The following is an 18,465-nucleotide window of genomic DNA, read 5'->3' on the forward strand; positions in this document are numbered from 1 at the left end:
ACCTCGGACGCCAGTATTCCCTTAAGGCCCTAGCCTTTTTCTAAATGGGACAGAACAATGTAGCCATGATGTTCGAACATGCAGACGGAAACCCCATCCTCAGCCTCACTGACGAGCAGAACTGGAAGTTGATCGAGGGCACTAAGCACGGCAGGCTGGTGGTCACCGTGGCCGGAGAGCCCGACATTTTCCCAGTGAACTACGCGGTGGGTGGCAGGAAGCTGTACCTCCGCACGGCTCCCGGCAACAAGCTGGCCGAAGTGACCATCAATTCCAAGGTGCTTTTCGAAACGGACGGGATCCTGTCCGACGAGGCCTGGTCCGTGGTCCTTCACGGTACCGCCCGCGTGCTGGAGACGTCCGCGGAGATCGCCGTCGCGGAGGCCTTGGGTCTCAAACCCTGGGTGCCCACGGTGAAGGACTATTACGTTGAGATCGAGCCAACGAAGTTGACGGGCCGGCACTTCCAGTTTGGCGAGCACCCCGAGCGGGAGCTCTAGCCGAGCGGGAGATCTAGCCACCGCCGGCCCGCCTAGACTTAAACCATGGCGGACAAGCTGACACCGGAGCGGCGCAGCTGGAACATGTCCCGCATCCGGGGAAAGAACACCAAGCCCGAGCTGCTGGTTCGGCGTCTGTTGCACGCCAAGGGCTACCGCTACCGGCTCCACGGCACGGCGCACGGCGGACCGCTCCCGGGTAAACCGGACCTGGTGTTCGCGGGCCGCCACAAAGTCATCTTCGTCAACGGGTGTTTCTGGCACCTCCACGATTGTCGGGTGGGTCAGCATGCCCCCAAATCCAACGCCGAGTTCTGGGAAACCAAGCGCACCCGCACCCGAAACCGCGACGACGACCAGCGCCATCAGCTGGAAAACGCCGGCTGGGAGGTCCTCACTGTCTGGGAATGCGAGCTCAAGGAGCCATCGTCACTGGAACAGCAGTTGGACGCATTTCTTCGGGCCCCGGCGCCCGGGCCCGGCACGGAACCCTAGCGCCCCGGCACGCATAAGCGACGGTGACCCGCGATTCACTGAAAGAGACATGAAAATCTGTTGTATCGCTCAACGAGTCAGACCAGGCTGTCTGAGCTAAATTTACCTCCGGGGAATTGGACCGAATCCGGTTCCGATTTATGCGTCCTACCTAACCTCCCGGGAGAGCACCAGATGCCTTACTTGCTGATGTCGAATGAGTCGCTGAAAGGCACAACTTGGCCGGCCAAGTCACACTCCAATTCCCGAATACAGGAACATCAACCATTCCCCGGGGTCGATCCTGATCTCGAACCCCTGCGTCGGCAGGTAGCCGATATAATCGACGCGGTTCTCGCCGACACCAAGCCCGAGGAAGCGGAGGTGCGCGAAAAAATTCGCTGGCATATCGCGGCCAACCCGGGCCGGCCGGAGAAGGCCCTCCTGAGCCACCTACTGTCCGTGTCGGTCCCGCAGGATGCCGCAGGGTAGCTGCCAGGCTCCGCCCGCCGCCGTCAGCCGCCGCCGTCAGTAGAAGCCCTCAGCGGCTGATCGTCGCCTGACGCACCACTTCGCCCCAGGACTGCTGCGCGAGATCCGCGACTGAGGCCAGGATCTCGGCCGGGGGCAGGGACAAGTCCAGCGGGAACTCCACCACATCAATATCGGTATTGAGGATCCGGCGCAGTTTGATTTCTCCGGCGCCCGGATAAATCAGCCACGCCGTCGGGACCCGAAGCGAGGTGCAGTAGGCCAGCATCCGGTAGTGGTCCGCCGAAAGTGACGCCCCGACGTCGGCCGCGGCCTGGTACTTGGCGTCGTAGACCATCACCGGCCGGCCACCGAGCAGGTGGACGGCGCCGGGCTGCACCACGATCCGATCCGTGTCGCGGACAGCCTCGTTCAGCAGGGCGTTGTACCGGAGCCGCATCTCCCCCGGATAGGCCGCCATGGCCTCCCGCAGTGCCGTCCCGACAAAGTCCTCGAACACCGTGGACATGTCCACCACAAACGACGCCGACTGTTGCTTGCCGTCGCCGGCCTCCGCCGAGGCGTTGCGCAGGATCACCTCGGCAAGCCTCAGCGCCTCGTGGTACCGCGCGTTCATCCGGCTGGCGCGCCACACCGGCAGGGGTGCGCCGGACTGCAGGCGGGTGACAGCGGCGAGCTTGCCGTTGAGCCGGCGCAGGCGGCTCAGCACTTCGGGGCGCACACCGGGCACCCGGGACATCCGTTCAAGCGCGGCGCGCAGGATGCGGTTCTCCGCGATGTCCTCGGTGAACTCGTCGTAGGACACCTCCAGCGGCACGAGCATTCCGGGCCGGCGGGAGATCTGGTCCGAGATGCGGATCCTGCCCTTGACCGTCCTGAGCGATTCCTCCACGTTCAGGTAGCCCTGCAGCACGCCGCGGCTGAGCGCGCGTTCTGCGAGCTGCGCCAGGGACGCGGCCAGTGCACTCCACAGCTCCGGTTCCTCAGACGCCGCGACGGAATCGTCACGGAAGCCCTGGTTTCCTGCGTAGCCGAGCAGGAACAGGAGCCTGCCCAGGCCCAGCCGCTCCTTCGGCCGCACCTCGAGCTGCACCGTGGGGGTGCGCACGGAGCCGACTTTTCCGACCGGCTCAATCCGGTACAGGCCCATGCCCATGGGTGACACCTTGGCCAGGCCGCTGCCGTTGATGTAGGCAGCGCTGCCCGGATCGATCCGGTCCACGATGCCGCAGGAGAGCTCATCAAGGACGATCCGGCGGAGCGGCGAGGCGGCCAGGCTAGACGCGCGCAAGGCGTCCGAGCAGTTGGTCCAGCCCGAACCGCTCCTCCAGCTGTGCCCGGTTGAGCTGGCCGTGGTAGTGCTCCTCGAGCAGCGGCATCAGCTCGAACTTCCAGATCCGACGCAGGCCCTTGGGCGTCTGCGCGGATGGCTTCATGAAGTAGGACGGCCCGATCATGAGGTCCCGGTCCCACTCGTCGATCGCGTCGTTGAGGGCGTCCATCAGCACGGCCGGCGTCGTATCCAGGTCCCTGGCCTGTAGGAAGCGCAGCAGGGTTCCCTTCACGGGCTCGGTCTTCGGGTGCAGCTCGATGAAGGAGAAACGGCGCCGGATGGCTGCGTCCATCATGGCGATGGACCGGTCCGCGGTGTTCATGGTGCCGATGATGTACAGGTTGTCCGGCAGCGTGAACGGCTCGTTGGGGCTGTACTGCAGGTAGATCCGGTCGTCGCGGTATTCCAGCAGGAAGTACAACTCGCCAAACACCTTGGCGAGGTTGGCCCGGTTCATCTCATCGATGATCAGGAAGTACGGTTTGCTCTCGTTGCCGGGTTTGGCGGCCTCTTCGGCGATCCGGCGCAGCGGCCCGGCGACCAGCTTGAAGGACACCTGGCCCTCGTCGGTCTTGTCCGGCCTGAAGCCCTCAAAGAAGTCCTCATAGGCGTACGAGGGGTGGAACTGCACCAACTTGACCCGCTCGTCGGCAGCGTCGCCGGCCAGCTGGGCGGCCAGTTGCTTGGCGAGAAAGGTCTTGCCGGTGCCGGGCGGGCCGTAGAGCACCAGCTGCCGGTTTTCTTCGAGCAGTTCCGCGATTTCCTGCAGCGGCTCCAGGTCCATGTGCATGGATTCAGCGAAGTCCTCCGTCAGCGGGCGGAAACCTTCACACGCGGGTTCGACGACGGCGTCCGGCGTAGGGCCGTCGCCAGGCTCCGCCTCCGCTTCGGCCGGCAGGAGCGCCTCGAGGGCCTGGATGACGCGGGTGATGTCAACGATGATGCCGGAGGTGGCCAGCTGCCGCTGCACGTGCCGGGGCAGCTCGGCGATGTCATGGGTTTCGTCGAACCAGCGGACCTTGCGGTGCAGCCGGCGATTGTCCTCGTGGTGCTCCGGCTCGCCGAGGACCACGCCCACGCGGACGGTTCCGGAGCTCTGGTACAGGGTCAGGTCCCCTGGCTTCATTACGGTCAGAAACGCGAACACGGCGGTCTTGGTGTCCTCGCGCTCCACATAGCCGAGGTGCTTGTAGTCCTCGTCCACGGCATGCTGGACCAGCCCGGCGGTGACGCCCGGGTCCAGCAGGCGGAGGTGCTCGACGTCGAGTGTCAGCGTCTCCTCGCCTTGCCAGGCGTTCAGCAGTTCGGTGTTGTCGTGGTGGGTGCGCAGCAGCCAGGCCCGGCGGCCGGGGTCGCCCACCTTCCGCCACTGGCTCACCAGCTGGCGGGAGTACCAGTCGATGCGCTGGCCTGCCTGTTCGTCGAGGTGCAGGCGGATGCGTTGGATGTCCGCGGAAATCTCCTCGTCGCTGTCGCCCTTCGCGCCTCCCACGAGCGAGGCAAAAGCGTCCCGGATCTCCTGGCGTTCAACGTCGGCCACGACGGGTTCGAAGTAGCTGGGCCAGACCAGGAATTCGATGCTGCGCCGGATGGCCGGCTGATCATCCGGTGTGCCGGCCACGAGCTGGTGGAACGCCAGCGGGTCCTTGACGGCAGCCGCGACGACGCCGGCGGGACGCTGGGCAACGTGCTGCACGAAGCGGCACAGCCATTTGAGCTGGTCCCAGATGGTCCAGTTGAATTCCGCTGTCCGGTCCCGGATCACGCCGTGGTCCGTCATCCCCGCGTAGAGCTCACTGGGGAGTTCCAGTGGCGGCTCCAGCCAGGACGCGGCCTCCGCCACCCGGGCGCGCTTGACCTTGAGTGATTTCACTTCATGCGCCAGCGGCAGGGACTGCAGGAAGAGCAGTTCGACGGCCAACTGCTTGGCACCGCGGGTTGCGCCGTCAAGGTTCTGCCGCAGGTTGGTCATCATGGGCGCCTTGGAGTCCGGCACCCCGCGCTCCAGGCGCACCAGCAGCTCCGCTGCGGCCTGCACCGACCATGTTTTGGTGCGCCCGTCCAGGGCCGAGGGTTTCCCCAGCAGCCCGGGACCCAAAACAAACCACGCCGCGTCTTCGATCTCCCTGGAGATGCCGAGGGCGCGGTGCATGGCAGGTTTTTTGGCTGGGGTCATACGTTCAATTTACAGGCTAAAGCCGATCGACCGCATCGCGGGCAGCCCCAAGGTTACTGAACGGTAGATAGTGCTCCCGGCTACTTGGCGGCACGCGTGCGCTTGATGCCGAAGGTGAAGTAGCTGCCGGGGCCGACGAAGTTGACCAGGGTGGCCATCCGCCACAGGGCCTTGCTGCCACGGATCTGCTCTGCCGGGCGGCGCGAAATGTCCTTCTGGGCCGCGATCAGGAGCGAGAGCTGGACGACGGCCGCGGTGATGGTTCCGACCTTCCCTATGGGCGAGAGTTCCTTCCAGGTCTTCTGCTGGGCCCTCTTCTGGGCCCTCTTCTTGCTCTTGTTCACCATGATCTGTGCTCCTATATATTCCAGGTTGTCTTCCAGGCCGGCCAGTTCCGGAGGGATGCTCTGGGAGGTCGCTCCAGCGGTAGTTCATCCTAAGGTTCCATCCGAACCCCGGGGTAGGGTCCATCGGACCTATTGGGCGGCCATAAATGGCGAGAGCTTTTCTTTCTGCTCCGGGGTCAGCCGCAGCACCCGTCCGGTGGCCTCATCCACAAAGGCGAGGTGGCTCGTGGCCCGGACGCAGTCTTCCCTGGTAGCGGGATCCTGCACCAGGTAGTGGATGTCGAAGCTCGCGCCCTTCACAGCCCCGATCCACAGCTGCACGACGGCGGGAACGTTGCGGTACTCGAGGGTCTTGACGTAGCGGATCTTGTGCTCCACGACGAGGGCCAGCGTTCCTTCCGGCACCTCGTTGAAGAGCGGCACGGAGGGCTCGATCCCCGGCAGCCCGGAGCCGCGGGGCGGCCCAAAGGCCGCGATGCGGGCTTCCTCCAGGATCCGAACAATCTGGACATTGTTGATGTGGCCGTAGGCGTCCATGTCGCCCCAGCGCATCGGCACCTGCACCTCGATGCGGCGGGCCTCGGGAACGGACCCGGCCGCCGCGTTCAGCTCCGCACCGCCATCGGATCCTCGGCAAACGCCTCGGCGTCCTCGCCGGCGAACTGCGACATGTACAGGCGGTAGTAGGCGCCCTTCAGTTCCAGGAGTTCCGAGTGCCGGCCCTGCTCCACGATCCGGCCGGCCTCCATGACCAGGATGGTGTCGGCGTCGCGGATGGTGGAGAGCCGGTGAGCGATGACGAAGCTCGTGCGGTCCGTGCGCAGCGCCGCCATGGCTTTTTGCACCAGCACCTCGGTGCGGGTGTCCACCGAACTCGTCGCTTCGTCGAGGATCAGCAGCGAAGGGTTGGCCACGAAGGCCCGGGCAATGGTGATGAGCTGCTTCTCGCCAGCGCTGACGTTGTTGCCTTCCTCGTCGATGATCGTGTCGTAGCCGTCCGGGAGTGCCCGGACGAAGCGGTCGACGAACGTGGCCCGGGCTGCCTCCAGCACCTGCTCCTCGGTGGCGTCCAGCTTGCCGTAGCGGATGTTGTCGTAGATGGTGCCGCCGAACAGCCACGCGTCCTGCAGCACCATGCCCACCTTGGAACGCAGTTCGGCACGGCTTAGTTGGGTGACGTCGACGCCGTCGAGCGTAATGCTGCCGCCGTTGAGCTCGTAGAAGCGCATCACGAGGTTCACGAGTGTGGTCTTGCCCGCACCTGTGGGACCGACGATCGCCACCGTGTTTCCGGGCTCCGCGGTGAAGGACAGATCCTCGATCAGTGGCTTGTCCGGGGAGTAGCTGAAGGTGACGCGCCGGAAATCCACGTGGCCGTCGGTCTTGGCCGGAAGGTGTTCGGTGGCAGTTTCGGCGTTCTGCTCCTCCGCGTCGAGGAACTCGAACACCCGCTCGGCGGAGGCGACGCCGGACTGCAGCATGTTGGCCATGCCGGCCATCTGGCCCAGCGGCTGGGTGAACTCGCGCGAGTACTGGATGAACGCGGTGGCGTCGCCCAGGCTCATCCCGCCGGAGGCCACGCGCAGGCCGCCGACGACCGCGATCCCCACGTAGCTGAGGTAGGAGACAAACTGCATGACCGGCATGATCATGCCGGACACGAACTGGGCGCCGAAGCTGGCCCGGTAGAGTTCCTCGTTCCGCTCGTCGAAGCGGGCCAGCATGTCGGCGTCGCGGCCGAAGACCCGGACGATGTCATGGCCCGAGAAAGACTCTTCGATTTGGCCGTTGAGCTCGCCCGTATTCTTCCACTGGGCGGCGAAGAGCTTCTGGCTGCGGGAGCCGATGATGCCGGCGGCGAGAGCCGAGAGCGGGAGCGCGACCAGGGCGATAAGTGCCAGCTGCCACGACACGATGAACATCATGATGACGATGCCGATCACCGTCAGCGCAGAGTTCACGAGCTGGGCGAAGGCCTGCTGCAGGGCCTGCTGGATGTTGTCCACGTCATTCGTGACGCGGGAGAGGATGTCGCCGCGCTGGCGCGTGTCGAAGTAGTTCAGCGGCAGCTTGTTCAGTTTCTTCTCGGTGTCATCACGGAGCTTCCGGACCACCCGCATGACGAGGATGTTCAACACGTAGCCCTGCAGCCAGAGGAAGATGTTGGCGACGAAGTACATCACCAGCACCACGCTGATGAGGTATGCGAGCTGCTGGAAGTCGACGCCCGCGCCGGGCACCACATCCATCCTGGCGAGCATGTCCGCGAAGTTGTCCTGGCCCTGGGCGCGCAGGCCGGCGATGAACTGGTCCTTGGTGGCCCCGGCCGGGAGCTGCTTGCCCACCACTCCCGCGAAGATCACGTCCATCGCCTGGCCCAGGATCCGCGGGGCGATGACGTTCAGGACGACGGCGACAGTCACCATCGCGAGGACCACGATGATTCCGGCCCGCTCCGGTTTCAGCAGCCCCATCAGCCGCTTCGCGGAGGGCCAGAAGTGCTCGGCCTTCTTGGCGGGCACGGCGCCGAACATGCCGCCATCGGCCTCGCCGGGGGTGAATTCCTCTTCGTAGAAGTCGTCGTCGGGCGGCCCATCCGCACCTGCGGTATCCGGCGCGTTGGAAAGGGTTGCGTCCGCAGCCGTGGTGTGCGCTGGTTTACCGGCCGGCATGGTCTTTTCGTTGGTGCTCACGCCACGGCCTCCGCGGTCAGCTGGGATTCGACAATTTCCTGGTACGTGCTGGAATGCTCCAGCAGCTCCTCGTGGGTGCCGCGGTCCACGATCCGGCCCTTCTCAAGCACCAGGATCTGGTCTGCGTCGGCGATGGTGGAAATGCGCTGGCCCACGATGATCACCGTGGCATCGGCGGTCTTCGCCTTGAGTGCTCGGCGGAGCCTGGCGTCGGTGGCGACGTCCAGCGCCGAGAACGAGTCATCGAACAGGAACACCTTCGGCGTGGTGACGAGGGCCCTGGCGATGCACAGCCGCTGGCGCTGCCCGCCCGAGACGTTGGTGCCGCCCTGGGCGATCCGTGCGCCGAGGCCGTCCTTCTTCTCGCGCACGAAGTCCGCGGCCTGCGCCACGGTCAGCGCGTCCCACAACTCCTCGTCCGTGGCCTCGGGCTTGCCGAATCGCAGGTTGTGCTCGATGGTTCCGGAGAACAGGTAGGGCCGCTGAGGGACCATGGCCACGCGCTGGGTGATCTCCGCCCGGTCCAGTTCGGTGACCGGGACGCCGTCGAGCAGCACGTCACCCGACTCGGCATCGTAGAGGCGCGGCAGCAGGGCCAGCAGGCTGGTCTTGCCGGCCCCGGTGGAACCGATGATCGCAACGGTCTGGCCGGGTTCGGCCGTGAAGCTGATGTTGCTGAGCACCGGCGCCTCGGCTCCCGGGTAGGCGAAGGACACGTCACGGAACTCCACCCGGCCTGCCTTTTCAGCCGGAGCCACCGGGGCGGCAGGCTCATGGATGGACGGTTCGACGTCGAGCACCTCGCCGATGCGGTCCGCGCAGACCGAGGCGCGCGGGATCATCATCGCCATGAAAGTCCCCATCATGACGGCCATCAGGATCTGCAGCAGGTACTGCAGGAAGGCCGTCAGCGAGCCTATCTGCATCTCGCCGGCGTCGACGCGCTGGCCGCCGAACCAGAGCACGGCGGCGGTGGAGACGTGCAGGATCATGCCGATCGCGGGGAACATCAGGACAAACAGGGCGCCGATCTTCAGGGAGACGTCGGTGAGTTCCTTGTTGGCTGCACCGAAGCGCTGGGCCTCGTGGGGCTCTCGCACGAACGCCCGGACCACGCGGATGCCGATGATCTGCTCACGCAGGATCCCGTTTAGCCGGTCGATCTTGGTCTGCATGGTACGGAACAGCGGCATCAGCCGGACCACGAGGTAGCCCACTACGACAACCAGCACGGGTACGGAAACCCACACCAGCCAGGAGAGGTTGAGGTCCTCGCGGATGGCCATGAAGATCCCGCCGATGCACATGATCGGCGTGGCCACCATGAAGTTCAGTGCCATCAGCATGAGCATCTGGACCTGCTGGACGTCGTTGGTGCCGCGCGTGATGAGCGTCGGCGCGCCGAAGACATTCACATCCCGGGCGGAGAAGCTGCTGACCTTGCGGAAAACACCCCTGCGCAGATCCCGGCCGAATGCCATCGCGGCTTTGGAACCGAAGTAGACGCCGGCGATCGCGGTAACAACCTGGACCAGGGCCACACCGAGCATCAGCCCGCCGGTGCGCCAGATATAGTCCGTGTCCCCACGGCTGACGCCCTGGTCGATGATCTGGGCATTGAGGCTGGGAAGGTATAGCGCCGCGATCGTCGAGGCCAACTGGAAAATGATGACTGCGGTGATGTACGGCAGATACGGCTTGGAGAAGCGCCGCATGAGGGTGACAAGCATGCCCACGGGTCCTTTGGGAAATAGCGAATATTTGAGGCGGAAGAGACAGCTGGAAAGGGAACTTCCAGCAATGCACCAGTCATAGCAGCGGGGACTGACAGCCATTGCCATCCAACTCTACGAAATCCACCGCCCCCGCGGAACACCGGCACCAAAGATCATCCAAACGGTGTACGTTTCCCGCTTCGGGCCGGCCCAGGGACCGCGGGCTCCTTAGCGGGCAAACCGCGGGGTCTTTTCGTCCCGCCAGTTCGTCGGTGGCGCTAGTCCCTGCGGTGCCGGCCGGGCGTTGCGACGAAGTCCGCCGCCGCCCGGTCTTCGCCGGCGCGCTGGCGGGCCAGCACCTCGATGAATTCCCGGTCGAGATCGACAATCCCCGTTCCCGGCGCGGCGTCGCCCGCAGTGCGGGCGGCAGCTCCGGCGTCGCCCGCAGCGCGGGCGGCAGCTCCGGCGTCGCCCGCAGCGCGGGCGGCAGCTCCGGCGTCGACGTCGGAACCCCCGCGGGCGGAAGCCGCAGCCTCGGGCTGGATGTCCACGGTGCGCCGGAGAGGCTGTTCCTTGATGAACAGGATCGCAACCAGGGCAACCACACCGATGATCGCCGAGACCGTAAAGATCTGGGCCGTCGCGTCACCATAGGCGGCCCGCATGATCTCGCGGACGGGCTCAGGCAGGTCCTTGAGGTCCAAGCTGGCGCCGGCACCCCCGGAGGTGGGAATCCCGGCGGCCGCGAAGCCCTCGGTGGCGAGTTCCTTGACCCGGTTGCCCAAGATGGCACCCAGGACCGAGACGCCGATGGCTCCGCCGATGGACCGGAAAAACGCCACGGAGGCGCTGGCAGTTCCGATCTCGCTGGCCCGCACGGTGTTCTGCACGGCCAGGACAAGGTTTTGCATCAGCAGGCCCAGGCCGAGGCCGAGGATCGCGGTGTAGACGCCGGTCAGCCAGAGTTCGGTGGTGTGATCGATGGTTCCGGTCAGTCCGAGGCCGCTAATCAACAGGATGGAGCCCGCGACCAGGTACCGCTTCCACTTTCCGGTCCGGCTGATCAGCTGCCCGGAAGCCACGGAACCGATCAGGTTGCCGGCGATCATCGGCAGGGTCAGGAGCCCGGCTTCGGTCGGTGATGCGCCGCGCGCCACCTGGAAGTACTGGCCGAGGAAGGCGGAGGAACCGAACATCCCGACGCCGACGGCGATCGAGGCCAGGATGGCGAGGGCGGTGGTGCGCTGGGAGATGATTTTCAGCGGAATGATCGGCTGCGGCACCTTGGATTCGACCAGGACCAGCAGGGCCAGCAGGGCGACGCCGCCGCCGACCATCGCCGCCGTCTGCCAGGACCACCAGTCGTAGTAGTCCGGGTTGCCGGCGAAGGAAACCCAGATCAGCAGCAGGCTCACACCGGAGGTCAGCAGGATGGAGCCGAGCCAGTCGATCTTCGCCGGGCGCCTGACATGCGGCAGTTTCAGGGTGACCTGCAGCAGGATGAGCGCCACAACTGCCAGCGGAACGCAGACGAAAAAGGTCCAGCGCCAGCCCAGCGGGCTGTCCACGATGAAGCCGCCGAGCAGCGGACCGCCGGCTGTGCCGACGGCCATGACGGCGCCCATGTAGCCGGAGTATTTTCCCCGGTCGCGCGGCGGGATGATTGAGCCGATAATGGCCATTGCCAGGGCGGTGAGCCCGCCCATGGCGATGCCCTGGATCACGCGCGCTGTCAGCAGGAGAGGGATCGTCTCGGACAGGCCCGCCATGACGGAGCCGGACACGAAGATCACGATGCTGAGCTGGACCAGGACTTTCTTGTTAAAGAGGTCCGCCAGCTTGCCCCAGATCGGGGTGGTCGCGGCGTTTGCCAGCAGCGCCGCGGTGATGACCCAGGCGAAGTCCGTCTGGGTTCCGTTGAGCTCGGACATGATGGTGGGAAGGGCGTTCGCGACGATCGTGCTGCTGATGATCGCCGTGAAAAACGCGGCGAGAATGCCGGTCAGGGCTTCCATGATCTGGCGGTGGGTCATCGCGACCTGCGGTGCCGGGTGCGAGAGCGGGGTGGGAGCCGGGGATGGCCCGGCGGTGGCAGCGTGGCTGGCCATTAATTTACTCCTCAACAAAGTTGCTCGTGTCTGGGGATCCGGCCGCCTTTGCCCGGGCTGAAGTCCGTAGGGATTCAGCTAGTTTCTTTAGGGTTTTTGAGGTCTCTTCGACGTCGTCTTCGCTCCAGTCCTGCAGGAAGCCCTGCAGGGTCGCGGCGCGCTGGGCCTCGATGGAGCGGAGCTTCTCGATCCCTGACGGTGAGAGTGCGATGAGCTGCGCCCGCCCGTCCTCGGGATCCGGCCGGCGCACCACGTAGCCCTGGTCGATTAGTTCGGCGACGTGCCGGCTGAGCACCGGAGCGCTCACACCGAGCCGCTCCGCGAGCTGCGTGGCCCTGGTCTCGCCCTCCCCCACAAAGCGCAAGACGCCCTGGAGTGCCACCCCGGTCTCATCGCCGCGCAGGTTGGCCGCCGCGACGCACCGCACGGCACGCTGAAGATCAAAGATTTGATGGACCAGTTCGGCTGCAGTGGTCGATGCAACTGACATTTTGTGACGCCCCTTAATTGCTTGCCCGAAGCAACTATACCGGAAAGTGATTGCTTTGGGAAACTAAGCGGTGAATGTGGTTGTGCCCACTTACACCTCAGGCCCCGGATCCGGGCGGATTCGGGGCCTGAGGTGTACGTTCGCGACGTGGAGGGTGGGGCTTACACGTCCAGGTGCGTGGGGGCGAACATCGCAAGGAGTGTTTCGACGACGACGACGTTCGGCCCGTCCGCCGCGAAGCCTGCCTTTAGCGCCTCCCCGACATGCTCCGGGGCGACCCGGACCGCCGGCACTCCGAAGGACTCTGCCAGCTTCGCGAAGTCCGGGCGGGCGAGTTCGGTGGCCGTGGCCTTGCCGAAGGCTCCCACCATGTACTCGCGCAGGATGCCGTAGCCGCCGTCGTCCACGATCAGCCAGGTGACCGGGACATTGTGCTGCTTGGCGGTGGCCAGTTCCGAGATCGAGTACATCGCGGAGCCATCGCCGGAGACGGCGAGCACCCGGGCCGAACCGCCCGGGTTGCCGGTCGTTTCCAGGCCGACGGCGCCGCCGATCGCCGCGGGAAAGCCGAAGCCGAGCCCGCCGGCGCCCTGCGCGGAGTGGAACTGGCCCTGCCGGGCGTCCCAGCAGCTCCATGCCCAGTAGGCCGAAATTGTCATGTCCCAGAACGTCTGCATATCCGCGGGAACGGCCTCGCGGATGTCGGCCATGAACTTCAGTTCCTTGCCGAGGTCCTGGGATTCCAGGCGGGCCCTGACCTTGGCCAGGGACTCTTTGACCAGAGCCTCGGGGGCGGTTCCGTGCCAGTCGGCGCGTTCACCGTGCGGTTCGGTCAGGGCGGCGTCGAGGGCGGCGAGGGCCTGGCCGGCGTCGGCCCGGATGCCGAGCCCCGGACGGTTGGATTCGAGGACGCGGGGTTCGGCGTCGATCTGGATGATCCGGCCGCGCGGTTCGAACGTGAAGTAGTTGGACGTGACCTCGCCGAGCGAGGAGCCGATAACGATCAGCACGTCGGCGTCCTCGAGCAGCTCCGTCATGTGCTGGTCCTCGACCCAGGACTGCAGCGCGAGCTCATGGTTCCAGGGGAACGCACCGTTGCCGCCGGGGGTGCAGATCACCGGGGCCCGCAGCTTCTCCGCGATGGAGAGCAGGGACTTCTCGGCCCGGCCGCGGCGGGTGCCGCCGCCGGCGATGATCGCGGGACGTTCCGCCGTCGAGAGCCACTTCACGGCCTCACGGACCAGCTCCACCCGGGGCGGGTTGTCCGCGGCCTCGGCCAGGGCATCCTCCACCGGGGGCACCATGATGGGATCCAAGAGCACATTCTGCGGGATTTCAAGCCAGACGGGGCCCTGCGGCGAGGAGATCGCCTCAGTCCAGGCGTCCTGGATGGCCGAGGGGATACCCGAGGCGTGCTGGATCAGCCGCTGGCTCTTAGTGACGTTCGCGGCCGAGGCCTTCTGGTCATCGAGCTGGTGCAGCATGCCCTTGCGTCGGGCGCCAAGGCCCTCGAGCGGGATCTGGCTGGCGATGACCACCATGGGCACGCCCGTGGCATAGGCCTCCTGGAGGCCCGCCAGGGACGTCAGCGCGCCCGGACCCGTGGAGAGGAAGAGGACACCGACCTCGCCGGTGGCGCGGGAGTAGCCGTCCGCAGCGAAGGCCGAGTTGTTCTCGACGCGGGAGGAGACGAAGTGCAGGTTCCCGCGGCCCATCGCATCGAACAGGCCCAGGGCATGCTGGCCGGGGATGCCGAAGACCGTTTTGGCCCCAAGTGCCTCAAGGGTTTCGACGACGAGGTCACCGCCGTTGCGTACGCCGCTCACTGGGAGGCCCCGCTCTGGACCCGCGGGGCCGCGAAGCCGGCCGCCGGAGCAAAGCCGGCCGGCCGGCGGGATTCCTGGCCCAGCGCCTGGGCGGCGTAGCCGTTGGCCGTGCCCTCCCTGCTGCCCTCGACAGCGCGGTCCGCCATCAGCGTGATGAGTTCGTACGCGACGTGGCTGGCGGCAACGCCGGTGATGTCGGCGTGGTCGTACGCGGGGGCGACCTCGACGACGTCGGCCCCCACCAGGTTCATGCCGCGGAAGCCGCGGATGATTTCCAGCAGCTCACGGCTGGTGATGCCGCCGGCTTCCGGGGTTCCGGTGCCGGGGGCGTGGGCGGGATCCAGGACATCGATGTCCACGGAGATGTACAGCGGGCGGTTGCCGATCCGGTCGCGGACCTTGGCGACGGTTTCCAGGACGCCCTGGTAGTAGACGTCGGCGGAGGTGACGATGCCGAAGCCGAAGCGGTGGTCGTCGTCGAGGTCCTTCTTGCCGTAGAGCGGGCCGCGGGTGCCGATGTGGCTGATCGCCTCGGTGTCCAGGATGCCTTCCTCGACGGCGCGGCGGAAGGGCGTACCGTGCGTATATTCGGCGCCGAAGTAGGTGTCCCAGGTGTCCAGGTGCGCGTCGAAGTGCAGCATCGCGACAGGCTGGCCGGCGCGCTCGGCGGCGGCGCGGAGCAGGGGCAGGGCGATGGTGTGGTCCCCGCCGAGGGTCAGGAGCTTGCTGCCGGAGGCCGTCAGGTCCAGGGCGTTCTGCTGGACGGTCTCGATCGCGTCATTGATGTTGAAGGGATTGACCGCCATGTCGCCGGCGTCGGCCACCTGTATGTTTTCGAAGGGGCTGACGTCCCAGGCCGGGTTGTACGGGCGCAGCAGCCGGCTGGCCTCGCGGACGTGGTTGGCGCCGAAGCGGGCGCCGGGGCGGTAGGAGACGCCGGAATCGAAGGGCACGCCGACTACGGTGACGTCGGCTTTGGCCACCTGGTCCAGCCGCGGCAGGCGGGCGTAGGTGGCGGCTCCCGCGTAGCGCGGAATGCGGGATGAATCGATGGGGCCAAGGTTGCCATTGGCCTCGATGCGCAGCTCTTCCAAAAGAAAGCCTCTCCTTCGAGGATTGACCGACGGGTGTGACAGCCATCATACACTCGAAGTTTCGTATTGCGCATCATTTGTTTACCAAAGATTGGCGGCTTGCGGCACCTGACGCGAGGCACGCGGCACGGGCTGACGCTCCTTCCCGCTTACATCGCCGCGCACCCCGGCGCATCCGCGGAATTCCGGGAAATTCCGGGAAATTCCGGGCCTGCGGCCGGGCCTCGCGCCGCCGGGAGGCCGGGCAACCGGGAAGGAGCGCAGACCGGCCACCCCTCCACTTATCCAGATAGTCCCGAGTCGCGGTTACAACCCTGCCCGCCAGGGGGTGAACTGAAGGAATGGACGTTCTTCACTACCTTGCCGGACTGGGCGGCGTGGCCCGTACCGGACAACTACTGGCCGCGGGCTACTCCCGGACCGACATCGCCCGGCTCGCGGGCGCCGTGCGACAACCCCGACGTGGCGTGTTCGCACTTCCCGAGTGCAGACTCGAGCTACTGGCGGCGGTCCGGCACAACGCACGTGTGAGCTGCGCGAGTGCTGCCGGGCACTACGGACTCTGGCTGCGGGAGCCACCCGCCCAGCATCATCTGGCCTGCAATCACGGACACGGCGGCGGGTTCGTCCGGCACCGGACCGTCCGGTTCGATGGCCACGGGACGTTGCCGCTGGCTGCCGTCGAGGATGTGGTGCTGCATGCCATGACCTGCCTCCCTCCCCCGGCCTCGACGGCCATGGCAACCTCGGCAATGCGCCGTCACGGCGTGCCTTTGGAACTGCTCAAGGCCCAGCTGACGAGTGACAAATCGGGGCCGGCACTGAACGCACTTCATGAGCTTGATCTGCGCGCCGAGTCCCTTGTGGAGGTCGATGCCCAATATTTGTTCCGCACGAACGGCATAGCCTTCGACGCCCAGGTCCAGCTTCCGGGGATCGGCCGGGTCGACTTCCTGATCGAGGGATTCCTGATCGTGGAGGTGGACGGCTTCGCGTTTCACTCCGGCCGTGGTGCCATGCGCCGGGACCTGAACCGGAATAACACGTCAACGGTGAACGGTTTCGCCGTGCTCCGGTACATGCCGGAGCATATCTGGTTCGAGCCGCAGCGGGTTCTGGCCGAGATCCGGGCAGTGCTGGACAGGCGCCATAGTTCTCCGGGGCTGGCCCAGGGTCCGGCGGCGCAGCGCTCCCTCCCGGATACTTGAGCGGCCACCCATGCCCGGCAGCGTCCCACCGGTGATGTCCGGGGGCCGCCCAGGCTGCGGAGCAGCCAGGGCTGAAGCAACCGGGAGGAAGCGTCGAAGCCGCCACAAGAAGCAAGGCGCGGGCGGCCGGCAGTAGGCGGCTAGCGGCTGGCCGCGGGAACCAGCACCCAGAGCACCTCGACGGCCTCATCCGTGGGGTTGACCCACGTGTGCGGCTCGCGGCCCGGGAAAGTCACGGTGTCGCCGCTGTGCAGTTCGAATTCCTCGTTGGTGAGGATCAGCCGGATGCTGCCTCTAACCACGTGCAGCACGTCGACGTCACAGTCCACGGCATAGAGTTCCGACTCACCGCGGCCGCGCGGCTCGATCACGGCCTGGATGATCTGGACGCGCCGCTCGGAGCGGGCGGTAAGCAGGCGCTCCACGATCCCCTCGCCGCCAAGGGAGATCCGCGGGCCTTCACTTTGCTTGGTGAGGTGCGTTTCGGGGGCCGCGAAGAGGTCGCCGATCGAGATGGAAAGCACCTGGCACAGCGTTACGAGGGAGGCAACGGACGGTGAGGTGAGGTCCCGCTCAACCCGGCTCAGGAAGCCCTTGGTCAGCCCGGTGGCGTCGGCAACCTGCTCGATGGTGAGCCGTTGCGACTGCCGGGCGGCACGGATCCTGGAACCGATCGCAACGGGAACATTGCTCGGTTCAACTGGTAGAGCCTTCATTTAGGAACCTTTCACGGCCGGCCGCTTGGCCCCATCATTGGAGCAATACTAGCGGGGCCGAGGCTCCGGCTGACGCATGCCGCCACGCCACGAAATTAGCCTTGACTGTTAGCGGGGTCACAACATACTCTGTGGCAACAAGTGTTGCCTCATAGGCAATGAATGCCATCTAGCCAGGGCGGAAGTTCCTCAGCGCACACCGAGCGACACTTTCCCAACCGTTCAAGTACCCGTCAAAAAGCAGCGAGACTCCGGACGCACTAGCGCGGCCGGAGGTTGGGCCCTGCTTCGAACAGCTCCGAGGAGCCCCTTAATGGACGCAAGTTTCGTCAACATCGCCATCGTCGTGGTGTACCTGGTCGCCATGCTGGCATTCGGCTGGTGGGGCAAGTCCCGCACCAAGAATAATAGCGACTTTCTGGTCGCCGGCCGCCGCCTCGGCCCGTTCCTGTATACCGGCACCATGGCCGCCGTCGTGCTTGGCGGCGCCTCCACCGTCGGCGGCGTCGGCCTCGGCTACAAATTCGGCATTTCCGGCATGTGGCTCGTGGTGGCGATCGGCGCGGGCGTGCTCCTGCTGAGCCTGCTTTTCGCCAGCACCATCCAGAAGCTGAAAATCTACACCGTCTCCCAGATGCTGAGCCTGCGCTACGGCAGCAACGCCACCCAGACCTCGGGCATCGTGATGCTCGCCTACACTCTGATGCTCTGCGCCACGTCCACCGGCGCGTACGCCACCATTTTTGTGGTGCTCTTCGGCTGGGACCGCGCCCTCGCCATTGCCATTGGCGGCGCGATCGTCCTGGTCTACTCGACCATCGGCGGCATGTGGTCCATCACCCTGGCCGACCAGGTCCAGTTCGTCATCAAGACCGTCGGCATCTTCCTCCTGATGCTGCCATTCACGCTCAACGCCGCCGGCGGTTTCGAGGGCATCCGCGCCCGCGTCGACGCCAGTTTCTTCCAGATTGACGGCATTGGCATCCAGACGATCATCACCTACTTCGTCGTCTACACCCTGGGCCTGCTGATCGGCCAGGACATCTGGCAGCGCGTCTTCACGGCCAAGACCCCCACTGTCGCCCGCTGGGGCGGCGCCACCGCCGGCATCTACTGCATCCTCTACGGCGCGGCCGGCGCCCTGATCGGCCTCGGCGCCCGCGTCGCGCTGCCGGACATCGACGTCAAGGGCCTCGGCAAGGATGTTGTCTACGCAGAGGTCGCCACCAACCTGCTGCCGATCGGCATCGGCGGGCTCGTCCTCGCCGCTGCCGTCGCCGCCATGATGTCCAC

15 protein-coding genes and 1 pseudogene are annotated in these 18,465 nt (G+C 66.0%); 5 read left to right on the plus strand and 11 right to left on the minus strand.

Going from position 1 to position 18,465, the window contains the following annotated elements:
* The first annotated feature begins 65 nt into the window (after positions 1-65).
* From BJG92_RS07475 to BJG92_RS07485, 3 genes are all read left to right on the plus strand, one after another.
* Entirely contained in the window at positions 66-500 is a 435-nt protein-coding gene (locus BJG92_RS07475) for a pyridoxamine 5'-phosphate oxidase family protein (protein ID WP_232083396.1), read from the plus strand.
* Positions 501-545: 45 nt separating this feature from the next.
* Entirely contained in the window at positions 546-995 is a 450-nt protein-coding gene (locus BJG92_RS07480; RefSeq protein WP_232083397.1) for a very short patch repair endonuclease, read from the plus strand.
* A 174-nt stretch (positions 996-1,169) separates the two neighbouring features.
* The gene (locus tag BJG92_RS07485) at positions 1,170-1,466 is read left to right on the plus strand and encodes a hypothetical protein (protein ID WP_232083398.1); all 297 of its coding nucleotides are present in this window, start codon (positions 1,170-1,172) and stop codon (positions 1,464-1,466) included.
* 49 nt (positions 1,467-1,515) lie between these two features.
* Here the strand turns inward: BJG92_RS07485 and BJG92_RS07490 are convergent, their stop codons facing one another.
* The 10 genes from BJG92_RS07490 to speB form a co-directional block, all read right to left on the minus strand.
* Entirely contained in the window at positions 1,516-2,757 is a 1,242-nt protein-coding gene (locus BJG92_RS07490) for an McrC family protein (RefSeq protein WP_232083399.1), read from the minus strand.
* Positions 2,744-4,975: an McrB family protein gene (locus BJG92_RS07495; RefSeq protein ID WP_232083400.1), complete on the minus strand. Its 2,232-nt coding sequence runs from the start codon at positions 4,973-4,975 to the stop codon at positions 2,744-2,746. The genes BJG92_RS07490 and BJG92_RS07495 overlap by 14 nt, the downstream gene beginning before the upstream one ends.
* An 80-nt stretch (positions 4,976-5,055) precedes the next feature.
* Positions 5,056-5,322 (minus strand): hypothetical protein, encoded by a 267-nt coding sequence (locus BJG92_RS07500; RefSeq protein ID WP_232083401.1) that lies wholly within the window; start codon positions 5,320-5,322, stop codon positions 5,056-5,058.
* A gap of 129 nt (positions 5,323-5,451) precedes the next feature.
* On the minus strand, positions 5,452-5,874 hold the full coding sequence (locus tag BJG92_RS07505; protein ID WP_232083402.1) for a thioesterase family protein: 423 nt from the start codon (positions 5,872-5,874) through the stop codon (positions 5,452-5,454).
* Positions 5,875-5,927: 53 nt separating this feature from the next.
* Complete coding sequence (locus BJG92_RS07510) at positions 5,928-7,856, minus strand: ABC transporter ATP-binding protein (RefSeq protein WP_232083483.1); 1,929 nt, start codon at positions 7,854-7,856, stop codon at positions 5,928-5,930.
* A gap of 155 nt (positions 7,857-8,011) precedes the next feature.
* Positions 8,012-9,745, minus strand: a complete 1,734-nt coding sequence (locus tag BJG92_RS07515) for an ABC transporter ATP-binding protein (RefSeq protein WP_232083403.1) — start codon at positions 9,743-9,745, stop codon at positions 8,012-8,014.
* A 263-nt stretch (positions 9,746-10,008) separates the two neighbouring features.
* On the minus strand, positions 10,009-11,838 hold the full coding sequence (locus BJG92_RS07520) for an MFS transporter (protein WP_374199770.1): 1,830 nt from the start codon (positions 11,836-11,838) through the stop codon (positions 10,009-10,011).
* A gap of 4 nt (positions 11,839-11,842) precedes the next feature.
* On the minus strand, positions 11,843-12,328 hold the full coding sequence (locus BJG92_RS07525) for a MarR family winged helix-turn-helix transcriptional regulator (RefSeq protein ID WP_232083404.1): 486 nt from the start codon (positions 12,326-12,328) through the stop codon (positions 11,843-11,845).
* Positions 12,329-12,489: 161 nt separating this feature from the next.
* Positions 12,490-14,154: a thiamine pyrophosphate-binding protein gene (locus tag BJG92_RS07530; protein WP_232083405.1), complete on the minus strand. Its 1,665-nt coding sequence runs from the start codon at positions 14,152-14,154 to the stop codon at positions 12,490-12,492.
* The gene (gene speB / locus BJG92_RS07535; RefSeq protein WP_232083406.1) at positions 14,151-15,248 is read right to left on the minus strand and encodes an agmatinase; all 1,098 of its coding nucleotides are present in this window, start codon (positions 15,246-15,248) and stop codon (positions 14,151-14,153) included. The genes BJG92_RS07530 and speB overlap by 4 nt, the downstream gene beginning before the upstream one ends.
* A 341-nt stretch (positions 15,249-15,589) precedes the next feature.
* On the opposite strand from speB, the gene BJG92_RS07540 reads away from it, so the two are divergent.
* Positions 15,590-16,456 (plus strand): type IV toxin-antitoxin system AbiEi family antitoxin domain-containing protein, encoded by an 867-nt coding sequence (locus tag BJG92_RS07540; RefSeq protein ID WP_232083407.1) that lies wholly within the window; start codon positions 15,590-15,592, stop codon positions 16,454-16,456.
* 140 nt (positions 16,457-16,596) lie between these two features.
* On the opposite strand, the gene BJG92_RS07545 is transcribed toward BJG92_RS07540, so the two are convergent.
* On the minus strand, positions 16,597-17,172 hold the full coding sequence (locus BJG92_RS07545; RefSeq protein ID WP_232083408.1) for a helix-turn-helix domain-containing protein: 576 nt from the start codon (positions 17,170-17,172) through the stop codon (positions 16,597-16,599).
* 313 nt (positions 17,173-17,485) lie between these two features.
* Between BJG92_RS07545 and BJG92_RS07550 the strand changes: the two are divergent.
* A pseudogene (locus tag BJG92_RS07550) lies at positions 17,486-18,465 on the plus strand (sodium:solute symporter); the annotation flags it as partial.

Origin of the sequence: Arthrobacter sp. SO5 (assembly GCF_020532805.1) — a bacterium.
Lineage (GTDB): Bacteria > Actinomycetota > Actinomycetes > Actinomycetales > Micrococcaceae > Arthrobacter.

What these genes read in the sequence shown, in the direction of transcription:
- BJG92_RS07480 (WP_232083397.1), top strand. Translation starts at nt 546, where the DNA reads ATGGCGGACAAGCTGACACCGGAGCGGCGCAGCTGGAACATGTCCCGC.
- BJG92_RS07495 (WP_232083400.1), bottom strand. Translation starts at nt 4,975, where the DNA reads ATGACCCCAGCCAAAAAACCTGCCATGCACCGCGCCCTCGGCATCTCC.
- BJG92_RS07505 (WP_232083402.1), bottom strand. Translation starts at nt 5,874, where the DNA reads ATGCGCTGGGGCGACATGGACGCCTACGGCCACATCAACAATGTCCAG.
- BJG92_RS07510 (WP_232083483.1), bottom strand. Translation starts at nt 7,856, where the DNA reads ATGTTCGGCGCCGTGCCCGCCAAGAAGGCCGAGCACTTCTGGCCCTCC.
- BJG92_RS07545 (WP_232083408.1), bottom strand. Translation starts at nt 17,172, where the DNA reads ATGAAGGCTCTACCAGTTGAACCGAGCAATGTTCCCGTTGCGATCGGT.
- BJG92_RS07520 (WP_374199770.1), bottom strand. Translation starts at nt 11,838, where the DNA reads ATGGCCAGCCACGCTGCCACCGCCGGGCCATCCCCGGCTCCCACCCCG.
- BJG92_RS07515 (WP_232083403.1), bottom strand. Translation starts at nt 9,745, where the DNA reads ATGCTTGTCACCCTCATGCGGCGCTTCTCCAAGCCGTATCTGCCGTAC.
- BJG92_RS07540 (WP_232083407.1), top strand. Translation starts at nt 15,590, where the DNA reads ATGGACGTTCTTCACTACCTTGCCGGACTGGGCGGCGTGGCCCGTACC.
- BJG92_RS07525 (WP_232083404.1), bottom strand. Translation starts at nt 12,328, where the DNA reads ATGTCAGTTGCATCGACCACTGCAGCCGAACTGGTCCATCAAATCTTT.
- BJG92_RS07485 (WP_232083398.1), top strand. Translation starts at nt 1,170, where the DNA reads ATGCCTTACTTGCTGATGTCGAATGAGTCGCTGAAAGGCACAACTTGG.
- BJG92_RS07475 (WP_232083396.1), top strand. Translation starts at nt 66, where the DNA reads ATGATGTTCGAACATGCAGACGGAAACCCCATCCTCAGCCTCACTGAC.
- BJG92_RS07500 (WP_232083401.1), bottom strand. Translation starts at nt 5,322, where the DNA reads ATGGTGAACAAGAGCAAGAAGAGGGCCCAGAAGAGGGCCCAGCAGAAG.